The following is a 14,194-nucleotide window of genomic DNA, read 5'->3' on the forward strand; positions in this document are numbered from 1 at the left end:
TACGAAAAGCCCGGTTTTTAGAAACCGGGCTTTTTGTTTTTGCAGCGCTATGTTCGTGGCAAAATTTCCCTTATTTTTGTGGACTAAAACCGTAATGAATGAGTGATTTAATATCGACCGATACAGATCTTGAAAAAGTAATACTGGTGGCTGTTCGAACACCCGGCTTAAGTGAAAGTCTGGTGAATGAGTATTTGGATGAGTTGGCATTTTTGGCTGAGACAGCCGGTGCGGTCCCTGTTCGTCGTTTTGTACAGTCGCTCACCATGGCCGATAACCGGACTTATGTCGGCAGTGGTAAACTGCAGGAAATTCTGGAATATCTGAAGGTGCATGAGGATGTATCCGGTGTCATCTTTGACGATGAATTGTCCCCTTCCCAATTGAAAAACATTGAAGCTACCCTGAAAAGGAGAGTGTTGGACCGAACCAATCTGATTTTGGATATTTTTGCCAGACGCGCGCGTACGGCACACGCAAAAACGCAGGTAGAACTGGCACAATACCAATACCTTTTGCCACGCCTGACCCGCATGTGGACCCACCTGGAACGACAGCGTGGCGGTATTGGTATGCGGGGACCCGGTGAAAAGGAAATTGAAACCGACCGACGCATTATTCGGGATATTATTTCCAAGTTGAAGAATGACCTGGTGAAAATTGATCGCCAAATGGCCACGCAGCGAAAAAATCGCGGAAAATTGGTCCGGGTGGCTTTGGTGGGTTATACCAATGTGGGTAAATCCACCCTGATGAATGCCTTAAGTAAAAGTGAAGTTTTCGCCGAGAATAAACTGTTTGCCACTCTGGATACGACCGTTCGGAAAGTGGTTATCGGTAATTTGCCTTTTTTGCTGGCCGACACTGTTGGGTTCATCCGGAAATTGCCGCATCATTTGGTGGAGTCCTTCAAGTCTACCCTGGATGAGGTTCGGGAAGCTGATCTGTTGTTACACATTGTAGATATTTCTCACCCCGGTTTTGAACAGCAAATAGATGTGGTGAATGAGACGCTTCATGAAATCGATGACCGGGAAAAACCTTCGATTCTGGTCTTTAATAAAGTGGATGCCTTTTCCCACATCGAAAAGGAAGCAGATGATTTAACCCCTTCCACGCGTGCCAATGTCTCCCTGGAAGAATTGAAGCAGACCTGGATGGCCAGGGGAACGCCTTCCATTTTTATTTCCGCTCTGGAGAAGACCAATTTTGAGGAGTTTCGCGATACCTTGTACCATGAAGTGATGAAAATTCATGTAACGCGTTTTCCTTATAATGATTTCCTTTATCCGGATGCGGAGGACATGGATGATGCGGAGGATGACTTTTAAAAAAGACCTGTAATTTTCCCTTCCTCGTTAATGTCTATGTTCTCAGCCGCTGGTTTGGCAGGTAACCCCGGCATGCGCATAATGTTACCGGTGATGGGCACCACAAATCCGGCACCAGCCGCGATCTCAATTTCCCGTACTGTAACGATGAAATTCGCCGGACGTCCCAATAATTGGGGATTGTCTGACAGTGATTTTTGAGTCTTGGCGATACATACAGGCAAGTGTTCCAGTCCCAGGTCCTGAATCTTTTTCAGGTCGGCCCGGGCTTGCTGTGTGTAATCAATGGCCGAAGCCCCATAGATTTGGGTCGCAATGGTTTCTATTTTTTTCTCAATGCTCCAGTTCCAGTCGTAAAGTGGTGTCATATCTGATTGGCAAGCTTCTGCTACCTGACTGACGAGGGTGGCCAATTCCTCGGCGCCTTGTCCCCCATGGGCATGCACCCTGGCCACAGCGCATTTGACACCCATCGCACGGCATTTATCCGTGATGGCCTGTATTTCTTCCTCTGTGTCATCGGCAAAGTGGTTGATGGCGACCACCGGACAAATATTGAATTTGAGCATGTTTTCCAGATGCTTCTCCAGGTTTTCTGTGCCCCGGGCCACAGCTTCTGCATCCGGTTTTTGGATGTCGGCCAAAGGCACACCGCCATGGTATTTTAAAGCTCTCACGGTGGCCACCAAAACCGCCGCTTGCGGCTGCAGACCGGCAGAAACACACTTGATGTCCAGAAATTTTTCGGCCCCTAAATCAAAACCAAATCCGGCTTCGGTGACAACATAGTCCGATAAAGAAAGCCCCATTTTTGTGGCCAGCACCGAATTGGTTCCCTGAGCGATATTGGCAAAGGGGCCACCATGAATAATGGCCGGGTTGCCTTCCAGTGTCTGAACCAAATTGGGTTTAATGGCATCTTTGAGCAGAGCGGCCATCGCCCCCTGGGCATTCAGGTCGCGTGCAAAAACAGGTTTTTTGTCCAGCGTGAAACCAATAAATATATTCCCTATGCGTTCTTTCAGGTCATGAAAGTTCTCAGAGAGGCATAAAATGGCCATAATTTCTGAGGCTGCTGTAATGTCGAATCCCGTTTCCCTGGGAATGCCGGAAGCCGTTCCTCCCAATCCGATAATAATACGTCGCAATGCCCGGTCGTTCATGTCCATAACGCGCTTCCAGTGCACGGTTCGGGGGTCAATACCCAGAGAGGCCGGTTTGCTTTGAATGTTATTGTCAATCAGTGCCGCCAACAAATTGTTCGCTTTTTCAATGGCCGAGAAGTCACCCGTAAAATGGAGGTTGATGTCTTCCATGGGTACTACCTGTGCATGTCCGCCTCCGGTGCTCCGCCTTTAATGCCGAAAACCGGTCCCAGGCTCGGTTCCCGCAACACAACGGTGGTCTGCTTCCCTATGCGGTTCAAGCCCTCACTTAAGCCAATTGAAATGGTTGTTTTTCCCTCACCTGCAGGGGTGGGTGAAATAGCAGAAACCAGAATCAGTTTCTTGCCCCTCATCTTTTCCGGGTCAATCAGCGATAAGGGAAGTTTGGCTTTGTAATGTCCGTATGGTTCCAATTGGTCTTCCGGAATTCGCAGTCTGGATGCAATTTCTTTGATGGGTTTAAGTGCGGTACCTTGAGCTATTTCAATATCTGACAGCATAATCTGAATGGTTATATTTGGAATATCGAATATACGAAAAAAGGATGAAAGAACGATGCACGGGGCAAGGACAGGCAAAGAAAAAGGCTGCCTGAACAAAGTTCAGACAGCCTCTTGTCGGTCGATAATGATTTCCTATTTGATCAATCCTGCTTCAATCATATATTCTGCAATCTGCACGGCATTAAGCGCCGCACCCTTTTTTACCTGGTCAGAAACGGTCCAGAAAGTCAAGCCGTTGGGATTGGACAAGTCTTTCCGGATGCGACCGACAAACACTTCGTCTTTTCCGGCTACAAACAAAGGCATGGGGTAATCATTGGTCGTTGGGTTGTCTACTACCCGGATGCCTTTAGCGCTGTTGAAAGCGGCTTTGGCTTCTTCAACCGAGATGGGGCGCTCGGTTTCTACCCAGGTAGCTTCAGAGTGCGCCCGCATCACCGGTACACGCACACAAGTCGCACTCACCTGAACATCCGTTCCCATGATTTTGCGGGTTTCGTTGTACATCTTCATCTCCTCCTTGGTGTAGCCGTTTTCGGTAAACACATCCACATGCGGAATAATGTTCATGGCCAGCTGATGTTGAAACTTACTGACCGTGGGCATATCACCTTTGGCAATTTCCTGCACCTGGTTGTGCAATTCTTCCATTCCAGTGGCACCGGCACCCGAGGCTGCCTGATAGGTGGATACATGTACGCTTTTGATGTGCGACAGGTTTTCGATGGCCTTCAGGGCAACCACCAACTGAATGGTGGTGCAGTTAGGGTTGGCAATCACCTTGCGGGGAATGTGGGCACATGCCTGGGGGTTGACTTCCGGCACCACCAAAGGCACATCACTGTCCATACGGAAAGCACTGGAGTTGTCAATCATGATGGCACCATGTTTGGTGATGGTCTTTTCATATTCTTTAGAAGTGGAGGCGCCTGCAGACGTCAGCGCAATGTCCACACCTTTGAAGTCGTCATTGTGCTGAAGCTCTTTAACTGTGAGCTCTTCACCTTTAAAAACATATTTTTTTCCCGCACTTCGGGGCGAACCAAACAGAACCAGTTCGTCCATAGGGAAATTTCTTTCTTCTAATACGCTTAGGAACTCTTGTCCAACAGCTCCACTAACACCTACAATAGCTACTTTCATCCCTGGATAAAGTATTTAAGTTTTACAAAAAATAAAAAATGCGTAAATTGTAGCGTCTTTATGCTTACAATTTAATTAGTTAGCAATTACAAAGGTAGATAATTATAACATAACCTGTACCCACATGCGTTTGTTTTTTCTTGTTTTACTACTTCAGGGCTGCTCTCTGTATGCCCAATTTTCTGATAATTTTTCTGATGGTGATTTTGTTAAGAATCCGGAATGGCTGGGTCTTTCAGACTGGTTTATAGTGGATGAGGCTCCATCGTCTTTGCGGTTGAATGCTCCGGCTGAGGCCGGCACAGCCTTTCTGTTTACGGCCTCCCAAAGCATGGAAGCGGCCATTTGGCAGTTTTCCTTTCGCATGGGTTTTAATCCTTCTTCGGCCAATTATGCCCGGGTTTATTTAGCGGCGGACGGGACCGATCTCGCGCAGCTTCATGCCGCTTTTTATGTGGTGCTGGGAAGCAGCGATGACCACGTTTCGTTGTGGCAGGTGAAAAACGGGCAGCACGAACGGTTGATAAAGGGGGAGGCTGGGCGACTCAACAGTAGTCACCCTGAGGGTCGGGTCAGGGTGACCCGACACAGGGAGGGGAGATGATTCTGGAAACAAACAGGGACGGGGTTTGGCAGGAAGAGGGACGCGTGGTTGCTACAGAAGGCTTTTCGTCGGCATGGTTCGGATTGAGTTGCCACTATACCTCCACCCGTAGCACGCTGTTTTGGTTCATGGATTTTCTGACGGAGGGGGCCGCTTTCAGAGATACGGTTCCCTCCAGAGTGGAGACGTGGGAGGTGGTGGATGCCCGGACGGTACGCCTTGGCTTTAGCCGGGAAATACGTGTGGAGACCTTTGATAAAAACGCTTTCTATTGGCTGGACGGTGGTCCCGCCATTGATTCTGTTTCATGGATGGATCCCGTTCATGTGCACATTCATTTGGCAGAGGACTACCCCAACGGTCGGTTACTTGAAGCTGGCCTGCAGTCGGTTTTGGGTGCCAATGGTGGACCCGTTGAAGGAGCCGCTTTCACGCTCTATTTTTACAAAACACAGCGCTACGACTTGGTGTTTTCGGAGGTCATGGCCGATCCATCGCCTTCAATGGGACTGCCCGGAACTTCCTACCTGGAGATCTTTAACCGCAGCGAGCAGCCGATACCGGTGTCCGGTTTCACCCTGGAGGTCGGGTCCCGGCGGGCCATCTTAAAGGAGGGTGTCCTCTATCCCGGGGAGTATCTGCTGTTGGTGCCATCGGGGCAGGCCACCCTTTGGTCTTTTGTGGAGAATGTGCTGGAGCTGACGGATTGGTCCCAATTGCCGGTTTCCGGCGCTGAAATGGTGCTTCGCGATAATTTCGGGGATGTGGTGGCCGCTTGTCATTACCGGCGTGATATGGGACAGGAAGGTTTCAAACGCGATGGCGGCTGGTCGCTCGAGGTGAGGGATGTCCATAACTTGTCGGGCCACCCGACCAACTGGGATTATTCCATCGATAACGTGGGGGGAACACCCGGCCGGCCCAATTCTTTGTCGACCCAACTCCCGGATGAGACCGCACCGCGCATCGAAAGTGTGTATCTGAAGAGCGATTCATGTGTGGTATTTCAAATGACTGAACCCATGGGTTCTGACTTCTTATCGGACCTGGAGGATGCCTGGTTTTTGCCGGGCGGTTTATCCGTTCAGTCGGCCCGGCTGACCGAACCCTTTCATTCCGGACTGGAAGTCTGCTTTACCCATAAGCTCCCCCAAAACCGGGGTTGTGAGATGACCTTTAGGAAAATGCCGGCAGATTTGGCAGGTAATACTTTGGTGACGCATGGACCGGTTCGCTTTGCCCGTCCCCTGGTCGCGCAGCCCTTTGATGTAGTGATTAATGAACTCCTCTATGATCCGCCAGCAGGCGGATCCGATTTTGTGGAGTTGTACAATAGGTCTGACAAGCACATCGACTTGTCAGGGCTTTTCTTATCGCGCAGCAACGAAGCTGGTCTGCCCGAGACTTTGGTGCCCCTATCGACTGTGAAGCGGGCCTTGTTTCCGGGAGAATATCTGGTGCTGACAGGTGATAGGGAAGGGTTAATGGCAACTTACAATGTGCCGGAAGCACTTGGGATCGTTCTGACGGAGGGCATGCCCAACTATGTGGTGGCGGGAGGAACAGTTGTTTTAAGTGACAAGAAAGCGTCGGTCATCGACGCCTTTACCTACAGTGAGGCTTTACACTACCCGCTTTTGAGCACCACCAAGGGAGTGTCGCTGGAGCGCATGGATGCGGATGCACCCACCCAACAGGAGTTTAACTGGCATTCCGCATCGGCGGATGAGGGGTATGCAACACCCGGAAGAGAAAATTCTCAGTCGCTTCCTCCCAAGGGTTCCACGGCCCCTGATTTTATTTCCCTTGAGCCCGGGGTGTTCACGCCCAATCAGGATGGCATCGACGACCTTTTGCGCATCTCTTATGCCTTTGAAAAACCCGGATACAGCTGTTCCGTCACCATCTACAACCGGGCTGGTCAACCCGTCAGGTATCTGGTCAACAATGAGCTGGCCGGTACCAGTGGCTTTTTTTCGTGGGACGGACTCAATGAACAAAATGCCCGTTGTTCAACGGGCATTTATGTGTTACTGGTCCGCTGCTTTCACCCCTCCGGAGCGGTCAAAGAAGCCAAAAAAGTCACGGTACTGTCCACTCATTGACGCGATTTTTGTCCGCTAATTTCGCTCATTGACGCAGGCGTAATTCGTGGATTTTTTTTCTTTAAATAGTCGCGACCAGCTCCGCAATAACCCGGGTCATTTTGGGCTCTGCTGCTGCGGCCACTGCCTGCACTTCCTCATGGGAAATTTCAACAATTTGTCCGGGAACCCCTGAATCCGTGATAATGGAAACACCAAAGCAAGTCATTCCCCCGTGACGCGCCACAATCACTTCGGGAACGGTGGACATGCCAACGGTATCACCGCCAATGATGCGGAAATATTTGTATTCGGCCGGCGTTTCAAAGGTGGGACCGGCAACGCCAACGTAGACACCCTGCTTCAATTCGATGCCCTCTTTTTGGGCAATGGCATGGGCGCGGTCAATCAGCTCGTGGTTGTAGGGCTGACTCATATCCGGAAAACGGGGGCCGAGTTCGTTGATGTTTTTGCCCAGCAGGGGGTTGTCACCAAACATGTTGATGTGGTCATCGATGATCATGATGTCGCCCACCTTGAAATCGGGGTTCAGTCCCCCACTGGCATTGGAAACGACCAAATGGGTGATGCCCATTTGCTTCATGACGCGGACCGGAAAGGTCACCTCTTTCATATCATAACCTTCGTAGTAATGGAAGCGCCCCTGCATGGCCATGACGGGTTGCCCCTTGATGGTTCCGAAGATGAGTTGGCCCTGATGACCTTCTACGGTAGAAACCGGGAAATTCGGGATCTCTGCATAAGGAATGGTTTTCTCAATGGCGATTTCCTTTACCAGGCCGCCAAGTCCCGTTCCCAAAATAATCCCTATCCGTGGATGGGTGGTCTGTGCAGATTTTAAAAAGTCTGCTGTTTCACTTATTTTCTTTAGCATAATCAGTAATTATTTTATCAAAAGTGGCTTGTTCATTAAACAGAAATTTCAAGTGAATGGGGATGTACCAGATACTTGAAAGTAGTTCCGGGGTCATTCCAGGCGTGTTTCGCAGCCGAATAGCATCCTTTTCTGTGGTAATAATCGGGGTTCGCACTTCCGAGATGGACCATTGCAGCCGGCCATTAGTTCCAAATCATCCGAAGTATAAGCATGGTGGTCCTTAAAAGTTCTGGTTTTAAAAGGTACATGGAAGCGTTCTAAGCTTTCGAAAAAGGGGATAGGGTTGCCGATGCCCGCAATAGCTATAAAAGGAGACTTCGTCTGCTGCAAAATTTGTGTAAAAGAAAGTCCGGATGGACCGTTTGCCAAGGCTACAGGATCGTCATACTCAATACTAGTAAAGAACACCGGTTGTTTGTTTTTTAATCGGAGTCGCCTGCTTAGTTCATGGGCCGTCTCTCTTTTTAAGTGGGGCGGACACTTGTTGATGATGATAAGGTCTGCCCGGTTAATGCCGCTGGCACTTTCTCTGAGATTACCTGCCGGCAGGCAGGTGTCCTTCCATAAGGGGCGGTGATAATCCATGACCATGATCGATAATCCCGGTTTTACATAGCGGTGCTGAAAGGCGTCATCCAATAAAACGACATCCGGCGGAGACGATTGATTCAGCAGGGCTTCCATGCCATCCACCTTTTTTCTGCCACCGCAATGGTGGCATGTGGGAATTTCAGCTTCATTTGCATGGGCTCATCCCCAATGGTGGTGAAGTTGTCAGAAGCCCCTGAAATGATTACCCCATTGGTCTTCCGGCCATAGCCGCGCGACAAGGTGGCACAACGTTTGGCGGGTAACAGCAACTGAAGCAAGTGCTCGGTGACGGGCGTTTTACCGGTTCCGCCCACCGTTAAGTTGCCCACTGAGATGACCGGTAGCTGATACGATGTGGCAGACAGAATGCCGAAGTCGAACAGCTTGTTGCGCAAGGCCATAATGGTGGCGTAGAGCCAGGACAAGGGGAGTAACAAGCGACGAATCCGGAACATTTGGTCTGATTTTGAAGGAATAAAAAGGGAACATCCAGCTTCCGGGTGTTCCCTTTTTACGCAAATGAATGTTGAATTAATTCAGTTGGACATCGAAAGGCATGCGCGCCTGTACCGGATGTGCGGTCTTTAAGTCATTGATGGTCTTCAGGATCTGGTACTGTTCTCCCAGGAAGAGCTGACCAATTCTTGCAGACGCATTTTCGGACATGCTTTTCATGATTTGCTCGATGGGGGTTAAAATTTCGGGCAATTCCACCAAGCGGTAGTTTTCAAGTTCAGCCATGCCGGCCGCAATGGCAATGGCCTCGTCAATGCCGCCGAGCTTATCAATCAGGTCAATGGCCAGGGCATTTTCGCCGCTCCAAACGCGACCTTCGCCCACTTCGTCGATGGCCTCAACGGTGGTCTGTCGGCCATCGGCACAACGTTTCAGGAAGATGCCATAAAAGCGTTCAATGTAGCCTTGCATCAACTGCTTTTCATCCGCAGTAAATGGCCGGTCGAGCACCGGAAAGTCAGCAAACTGATTGGTTTTAACCCGGTCGGTGGTCACCCCGATTTTTTTAAGCAGGCCCTCTGTGTTGGGGATCATGCCAAATACACCTATACTTCCCGTGAGCGTTGTGGGGTGCGCCACTATAGAGTCGGCCGCACAGGCAATATAGTATCCGCCCGAAGCCGCCAGGTCACCCATAGAGACGATAACCGGCTTGATTTTTTTGGTCAGCTGCACTTCCCGCCAAATGATTTCAGAGCCCAGGCCCGAACCTCCGGGGGAGTTAATTCTTAGCACGACGGCCTTTATGGAGCTGTCGCGGCGGGCTTCCCGGATGGTACGGGAAAGGTCTTCAGATTGTATGCCATCCGAGGAACCGCCATCGATGGCACCTTCTGCGTAAATGACAGCGATCTTATTTTTTTCAAGGCCTTTCTTTTCGTCCGGCAGATAAACGGAGCTGTATTTGCTTATGTTCAAGGCATTAAGATCATCCTTTTCTTCGGTGTTGGTGAGGCTTTTCAGTTCATTGAGCACCTCATCCTTGTATTTGAAGCCGTCAATCAAACCGGATGCCAGCATCAATGAGTCCTCCATCAGTACGGGCGCCTGCGAAGCGGTTTGATTCAGGGCTTCCATGTTGAGTGAGCGACTGTCGGCCACCTTGGCCAAAACGTGGTCCCAGATGGAATTCAAATAGACTTCCGACTGGTGGCGGGCGGCATCACTTAATTTCTCTAAAATAAATGGCTCAACAGCCGATTTGAATTCGCCGTGCTTGAAAATCTGCATCTCAATGCCCAGCTTTTCCAGGGTTCCTTTGTAGAAAGTATAGGAGGCGCTTATTCCCTGAAAATCCAACATGCCGGTTGGATTAAGATAAATTTTATCCGCAGCCGATGCTAAATAGTAGGCACTTTGGGTATAGACCGGGGCATAGCTATGAACAAATTTTCCCGATTCCCGAAAATCGATCAGGGCGTTCCGAATTTCTTCGATGGTGGCATAACCGGCCATGACCATGCCCGATTCCATATAAATACCTTTGATGCGGTCGTCTTTTTTGGCTTTTTTAATGGAAGCCAGTATTTTGTTGAGACCGACAGGGGCCACCTGACCCGACAATTCAGAAATGATTTGCTCAAACGGGTCGTCGGAAGTACGCTCGACAATAGGGCCTTTCAGATCCAGAACCAAAATGGAGTTGTCGGCCACCTTAACTTCCTGACTGGAGGAGGAAGCCAGAATACTCACGAAAATGACGATGCCCATGAGAAAGAAAAAAGCCGATACCATTGAGCCTGCTATAACGGCTAAAAAATACTTTAAAAATTTACTCATAACTTGCAGTTTTTAGGAATAAGGAAAGTTCTGTTGTATGTTTGAAAAAATTATGGGCTAATTTACAAAAAATCAATTGAACAATGCTTGTTGTGGTGCAATTTTACCTGATTAATTCCTGAAATGACCTGATTGGATTTCACCTCTTTGATAATAGGACCCAAAGAGGTTTTTTGGAATCAAAGGGTTACTGTTTCTGGGAATAAAAGTTCTGAATAGGTACGGTTTTCAGGTTGTAGATTATTTTAGGTCATAACCGGGTAAGCCAGGTGGACGGTGACTGGTTTTTCAAATGGTTAAAGAATGGTATTGATAAAAAAAAATAATGGTGAAAGCTTTGATACTTTTGGGTGGAAATATAGGAGAGACGAAGCGTCTGATGCAGATGGCCAGGAATGAAATGGACCGCTTGGCGGGAAAGGTGACCCGAGAATCGGCGATGTATGAAAGCGCCGCCTGGGGCTTTGAGGCGGATCAAAATTTCTTAAACCAGGTGTTGGAAATGACCACCAAGCTAAAGCCGGTTGATTTGTTGCATCTTTTGCAGAAAATTGAAAAGGATTTGGGACGGACACGAAGCCCTGGTTCCGGCTATGCGTCACGGGGTATTGATATTGATATTTTGTTTTTGGATGATTTGGTCATGGAAACCAAAGAGTTGACCGTTCCGCATCCCCGCTTGCATCAGCGGCGGTTCACCCTGATGCCCCTTAACGAACAATGGCCGGATTGGGTGCATCCGACCATTGGTGTAACGGTTAAAGAGTTATTGGCGCGCTGTAGCGACCATGGTTTTGTTCAGCGGGTGGACTAAAGTTTGGCACCATAGGCCAAATCGCCAGCGTCACCCAGGCCGGGAATGATGTAAGATTTGGCATTGAGCTCTTCGTCCACGCCTGCCAGCCATAGGGTAACGGGCTCACCTGCCAGCATGTTTTCAACGTAATCCACACCGGCCTGACTGGCTATGATGCTCACCATGTGAATGTGGGCAGGCTGTCCATTGGCTTTTAGGGCGTTGAAAGCCAATTCGAGCGAAGACCCGGTGGCCAGCATGGGGTCGGCCAAAATGACGGTCTTATTGGTGAGGTCGGGAGCTGAAATGTATTCGATGTGAATTTCGAACTGACCGTCTTCGGTGTATTTGCGATAGGCCGAAACAAAGGCATTCTCACAGCGGTCGAAATAATTGAGCAGACCATTGTGAAGCGGAATACCAGCTCTTAAAATGGAGGCAATAACCAACTGTTCCTGAGGAAAAAACTCTTTGGCTGTACCCAGGGGTGTATTAACCTCCTTTTCCTGATAGGTGAGTGTTTTGCTTATTTCATAGGCAAAAATTTCACCGATTCTTTCCAGATTCCTGCGAAAGCGGAGCGGGTCGGTCTGGATGTTCTTATCACGAATTTCTGCAATGAATTGATTAAGAATAGAGGGTGGTTGATTGATATACTTAATTTCCATCGGTCGATTTTTTTTGACAAAAATAATGGATAATATTAAAAGTCAGCTGTTTTTTTGGCTGAATCGTTTTTTGATTTTTTGTAAATGGGTCAACCAGGGGCTTTGAAAGTATTGGCAGGTCTCAGTGATAGCGCCAAAACTCCTGTAAAAGCGAGCAATGCCTGGCACTTCAGACCCTTCAAAATCCAGTGTTAAATCAGAGGCCGCATGGCTTTGAATCACCTGATGCATGATCAGGAACATGCTTTGGTGCTGAAAACCTTCGGGTGAGGATTGTCCCGACAGGAAAGTCAGCCGCTGGTGCTTTTTGAGAAAAAAAGCCATGGCCAGTGGCGCTCCCTTTAAATCTGTCACCTGAAGCAAAAAACCGGTCTTTCGATGAAGGGCTTCTTCGATGATTTGTTGGAGTATGAGCAGGTGTTTTTCAGTCAGAAGGTAGTTTTTATGCTGTCGGGTAAATGCAATAAAAGCTGGCGGTGTCGGTGGATCGCCAAAAGTTTGGGCCTGGCTGAGGGCTTTTTTGATGTTTCGCTGACAGTTTTTGCTAAAAGTTTTTTTGAGTTCCGGATACGGTTTTTCAAGGCCCAGGATATAATTGCTTTTGGTTGAGGTCCGGCGCGTTTCCGGCCACGCTATTTTCGAATGGTTCTGCAGCGTGAAAACCGGATATTTATTGGTGTTAAAAATCCGGGTAAGGTCATTATCGTCTAAGTGCTGCGATGAAAACAAGCCCAGCTGTTGAGTGAACATGGGTTGCATAATCACCGGCCATTTGAGTTTTCGATTGATGGTTAGCGGCCACAGTGTGCCATAGTCGGTCGACACAATGGCCTCCCATTTCGGAGAGACGATGTCGAGATACCAACTTTCCGCATAGATCAACGGATGGAAAGAGCGCGCAATGCCCGCGTCCCATTTCGCTTTGTCGATTTCATCGTGCCGAAGTTGTATCAGGTCGTTTTTTTTCATACAGATAAAACTGTTTACAGCATGCCTTCATCGGCGAAGCTAAAATAACCATTATCTGTTATAATCACATGATCCAGCACCGGGATATCCATAAGGGCTCCTGCATCTTTTAATTTGTGGGTGATTTTTGTATCTGCATTACTCGGTTGTTTGTTGCCGGAGGGATGGTTGTGGCTAAGAATGATGGAGGCGGCTCTGGTTTCGAGCGCTTTTTTCAAAATCATTCGGACATCTATCACCGTGCCGGTCATTCCGCCCTTGCTGACATTGTATCGGAAAAGTACTTTGTTGGCCCTGTTGAGCATCAGCACCCAGAATTCTTCATGGGGCAGGTCGCCGATCAAAGGTGTCAGGAGGTTGTAGACATCCTGACTGCTTTTGATGACGGGCATTATTAATGATTCATGCTGGAGTCGTCTTCTGCCCAGTTCCATGGCGGCAACAATGGTGATGGCTTTGGCTTCGCCAACCCCATGAAAATTGCTTTTGAGATGGTCAATTTCGGCTTTTCCCAGTTCGTTGAGATTGTTGCGGTAGCCGGCCATAATTTTTCGTGCCAGGTCAACGGCCGACTCTTTGGAACTGCCCGATCCAATGAGGATGGCCAGCAATTCGGCATCTGATAAGGTGGAGATGCCCTTTTGAAGCAGCTTTTCCCGTGGTCGGTCTTCCACAGCCAACTGCTTGATGGAAAGTTTGGTGTATGGGGTCATGGTTAAGATTTTGACCCACAATTTACAAAAAGTCCTGAATAATAAAAATAAAAAAAGCCACACCGTTCAGGTGAGGCTTCAGTAGTCCCTAGGGGAATCGAACCCCTGTTTCCAGGATGAAAACCTGGCGTCCTAACCCCTAGACGAAGGGACCGTGACTCTTGGCGCTTATGCCAGAGTGTTGATATGCTTGGCTAAACTGGCTTTTAAGTTAGAAGCTTTATTTTTGTGAATAAGGTTCTTCTTAGCCAATTTATCAATCATAGAAACCACTTTTGGGTACAAAGTAGATGCCGCTTCTTTGTCGGTGGTGTCACGTAATGATTTAACAGCGTTGCGTGCCGTTTTTGCATAATATTTATTGGTCACCTTGCGGGCTTCGCCTTGTCTCGCTCTTTTCTTTGCTGATTGATGATTTGCCATCGTAATTAAA

The 14,194-nt window shown here is 48.6% G+C and carries 11 protein-coding genes, 1 tRNA gene and 2 pseudogenes; 4 read left to right on the forward strand and 10 right to left on the reverse strand.

Annotation, left to right across the window (positions count from 1 at the left end; genetic code table 11):
- Positions 1-98 precede the first annotated feature (98 nt).
- The gene (hflX, locus tag JCM15548_RS09680) at positions 99-1,331 is read left to right on the forward strand and encodes a GTPase HflX (RefSeq protein ID WP_062124788.1); all 1,233 of its coding nucleotides are present in this window, start codon (positions 99-101) and stop codon (positions 1,329-1,331) included.
- Here hflX and JCM15548_RS09685 read toward each other — a convergent pair.
- Positions 1,328-2,997, reverse strand: a pseudogene (locus JCM15548_RS09685) (formate--tetrahydrofolate ligase). The gene hflX and the pseudogene JCM15548_RS09685 overlap by 4 nt on opposite strands.
- A 135-nt stretch (positions 2,998-3,132) precedes the next feature.
- The gene (locus tag JCM15548_RS09690) at positions 3,133-4,143 is read right to left on the reverse strand and encodes an aspartate-semialdehyde dehydrogenase (RefSeq protein ID WP_062124791.1); all 1,011 of its coding nucleotides are present in this window, start codon (positions 4,141-4,143) and stop codon (positions 3,133-3,135) included.
- Between the two features lie 124 nt (positions 4,144-4,267).
- On the opposite strand from JCM15548_RS09690, the gene JCM15548_RS09695 reads away from it, so the two are divergent.
- Positions 4,268-4,747, forward strand: a complete 480-nt coding sequence (locus JCM15548_RS09695; protein WP_062124793.1) for a hypothetical protein — start codon at positions 4,268-4,270, stop codon at positions 4,745-4,747.
- Entirely contained in the window at positions 4,744-6,852 is a 2,109-nt protein-coding gene (locus JCM15548_RS09700) for a lamin tail domain-containing protein (RefSeq protein ID WP_062124795.1), read from the forward strand. Before JCM15548_RS09695 ends, JCM15548_RS09700 begins: the two co-directional genes overlap by 4 nt.
- Before the next feature lie 61 nt (positions 6,853-6,913).
- Here JCM15548_RS09700 and JCM15548_RS09705 read toward each other — a convergent pair whose 3' ends face one another.
- From JCM15548_RS09705 to sppA, 3 genes and pseudogenes are all read right to left on the reverse strand, one after another.
- The gene (locus JCM15548_RS09705) at positions 6,914-7,726 is read right to left on the reverse strand and encodes a purine-nucleoside phosphorylase (protein ID WP_062124796.1); all 813 of its coding nucleotides are present in this window, start codon (positions 7,724-7,726) and stop codon (positions 6,914-6,916) included.
- Between the two features lie 93 nt (positions 7,727-7,819).
- Positions 7,820-8,775: pseudogene (gene lpxK / locus JCM15548_RS26275) on the reverse strand (tetraacyldisaccharide 4'-kinase).
- A gap of 76 nt (positions 8,776-8,851) precedes the next feature.
- Positions 8,852-10,615, reverse strand: coding sequence for a signal peptide peptidase SppA (gene sppA, locus JCM15548_RS09715; RefSeq protein ID WP_062124797.1), 1,764 nt, complete (start codon positions 10,613-10,615; stop codon positions 8,852-8,854).
- Between the two features lie 325 nt (positions 10,616-10,940).
- Between sppA and folK the strand changes: the two genes are divergently transcribed.
- Complete coding sequence (folK, locus tag JCM15548_RS09720; protein ID WP_062124799.1) at positions 10,941-11,429, forward strand: 2-amino-4-hydroxy-6-hydroxymethyldihydropteridine diphosphokinase; 489 nt, start codon at positions 10,941-10,943, stop codon at positions 11,427-11,429.
- On the opposite strand, the gene upp is transcribed toward folK, so the two are convergent.
- From upp to rpsT, 5 genes are all read right to left on the reverse strand, one after another.
- Positions 11,426-12,079, reverse strand: a complete 654-nt coding sequence (gene upp / locus JCM15548_RS09725) for a uracil phosphoribosyltransferase (RefSeq protein ID WP_062124801.1) — start codon at positions 12,077-12,079, stop codon at positions 11,426-11,428. The genes folK and upp overlap by 4 nt on opposite strands.
- 42 nt (positions 12,080-12,121) lie before the next feature.
- A complete protein-coding gene (locus tag JCM15548_RS09730) occupies positions 12,122-13,048 on the reverse strand; it encodes a hypothetical protein (protein ID WP_062124803.1) in 927 nt (308 codons plus the stop codon).
- A gap of 14 nt (positions 13,049-13,062) precedes the next feature.
- Positions 13,063-13,761, reverse strand: a complete 699-nt coding sequence (gene radC, locus JCM15548_RS09735) for a RadC family protein (RefSeq protein ID WP_062124805.1) — start codon at positions 13,759-13,761, stop codon at positions 13,063-13,065.
- Positions 13,762-13,843: 82 nt separating this feature from the next.
- Positions 13,844-13,915: transfer RNA gene (locus JCM15548_RS09740), tRNA-Glu, on the reverse strand.
- A gap of 14 nt (positions 13,916-13,929) precedes the next feature.
- The gene (gene rpsT, locus JCM15548_RS09745; RefSeq protein ID WP_062124808.1) at positions 13,930-14,184 is read right to left on the reverse strand and encodes a 30S ribosomal protein S20; all 255 of its coding nucleotides are present in this window, start codon (positions 14,182-14,184) and stop codon (positions 13,930-13,932) included.
- Positions 14,185-14,194 lie beyond the last annotated feature (10 nt).

It is taken from the genome of Geofilum rubicundum JCM 15548 (assembly GCF_000974365.1).
Lineage (GTDB): Bacteria > Bacteroidota > Bacteroidia > Bacteroidales > Marinilabiliaceae > Geofilum > Geofilum rubicundum.

Excerpts from the sequence above, each read along its gene's own strand:
- hflX (WP_062124788.1), top strand. The coding sequence starts at position 99 with ATGAGTGATTTAATATCGACCGATACAGATCTTGAAAAAGTAATACTG.
- JCM15548_RS09690 (WP_062124791.1), bottom strand. The coding sequence starts at position 4,143 with ATGAAAGTAGCTATTGTAGGTGTTAGTGGAGCTGTTGGACAAGAGTTC.
- JCM15548_RS09695 (WP_062124793.1), top strand. The coding sequence starts at position 4,268 with ATGCGTTTGTTTTTTCTTGTTTTACTACTTCAGGGCTGCTCTCTGTAT.
- JCM15548_RS09700 (WP_062124795.1), top strand. The coding sequence starts at position 4,744 with ATGATTCTGGAAACAAACAGGGACGGGGTTTGGCAGGAAGAGGGACGC.
- JCM15548_RS09705 (WP_062124796.1), bottom strand. The coding sequence starts at position 7,726 with ATGCTAAAGAAAATAAGTGAAACAGCAGACTTTTTAAAATCTGCACAG.
- sppA (WP_062124797.1), bottom strand. The coding sequence starts at position 10,615 with ATGAGTAAATTTTTAAAGTATTTTTTAGCCGTTATAGCAGGCTCAATG.
- folK (WP_062124799.1), top strand. The coding sequence starts at position 10,941 with ATGGTGAAAGCTTTGATACTTTTGGGTGGAAATATAGGAGAGACGAAG.
- upp (WP_062124801.1), bottom strand. The coding sequence starts at position 12,079 with ATGGAAATTAAGTATATCAATCAACCACCCTCTATTCTTAATCAATTC.
- JCM15548_RS09730 (WP_062124803.1), bottom strand. The coding sequence starts at position 13,048 with ATGAAAAAAAACGACCTGATACAACTTCGGCACGATGAAATCGACAAA.
- radC (WP_062124805.1), bottom strand. The coding sequence starts at position 13,761 with ATGACCCCATACACCAAACTTTCCATCAAGCAGTTGGCTGTGGAAGAC.
- rpsT (WP_062124808.1), bottom strand. The coding sequence starts at position 14,184 with ATGGCAAATCATCAATCAGCAAAGAAAAGAGCGAGACAAGGCGAAGCC.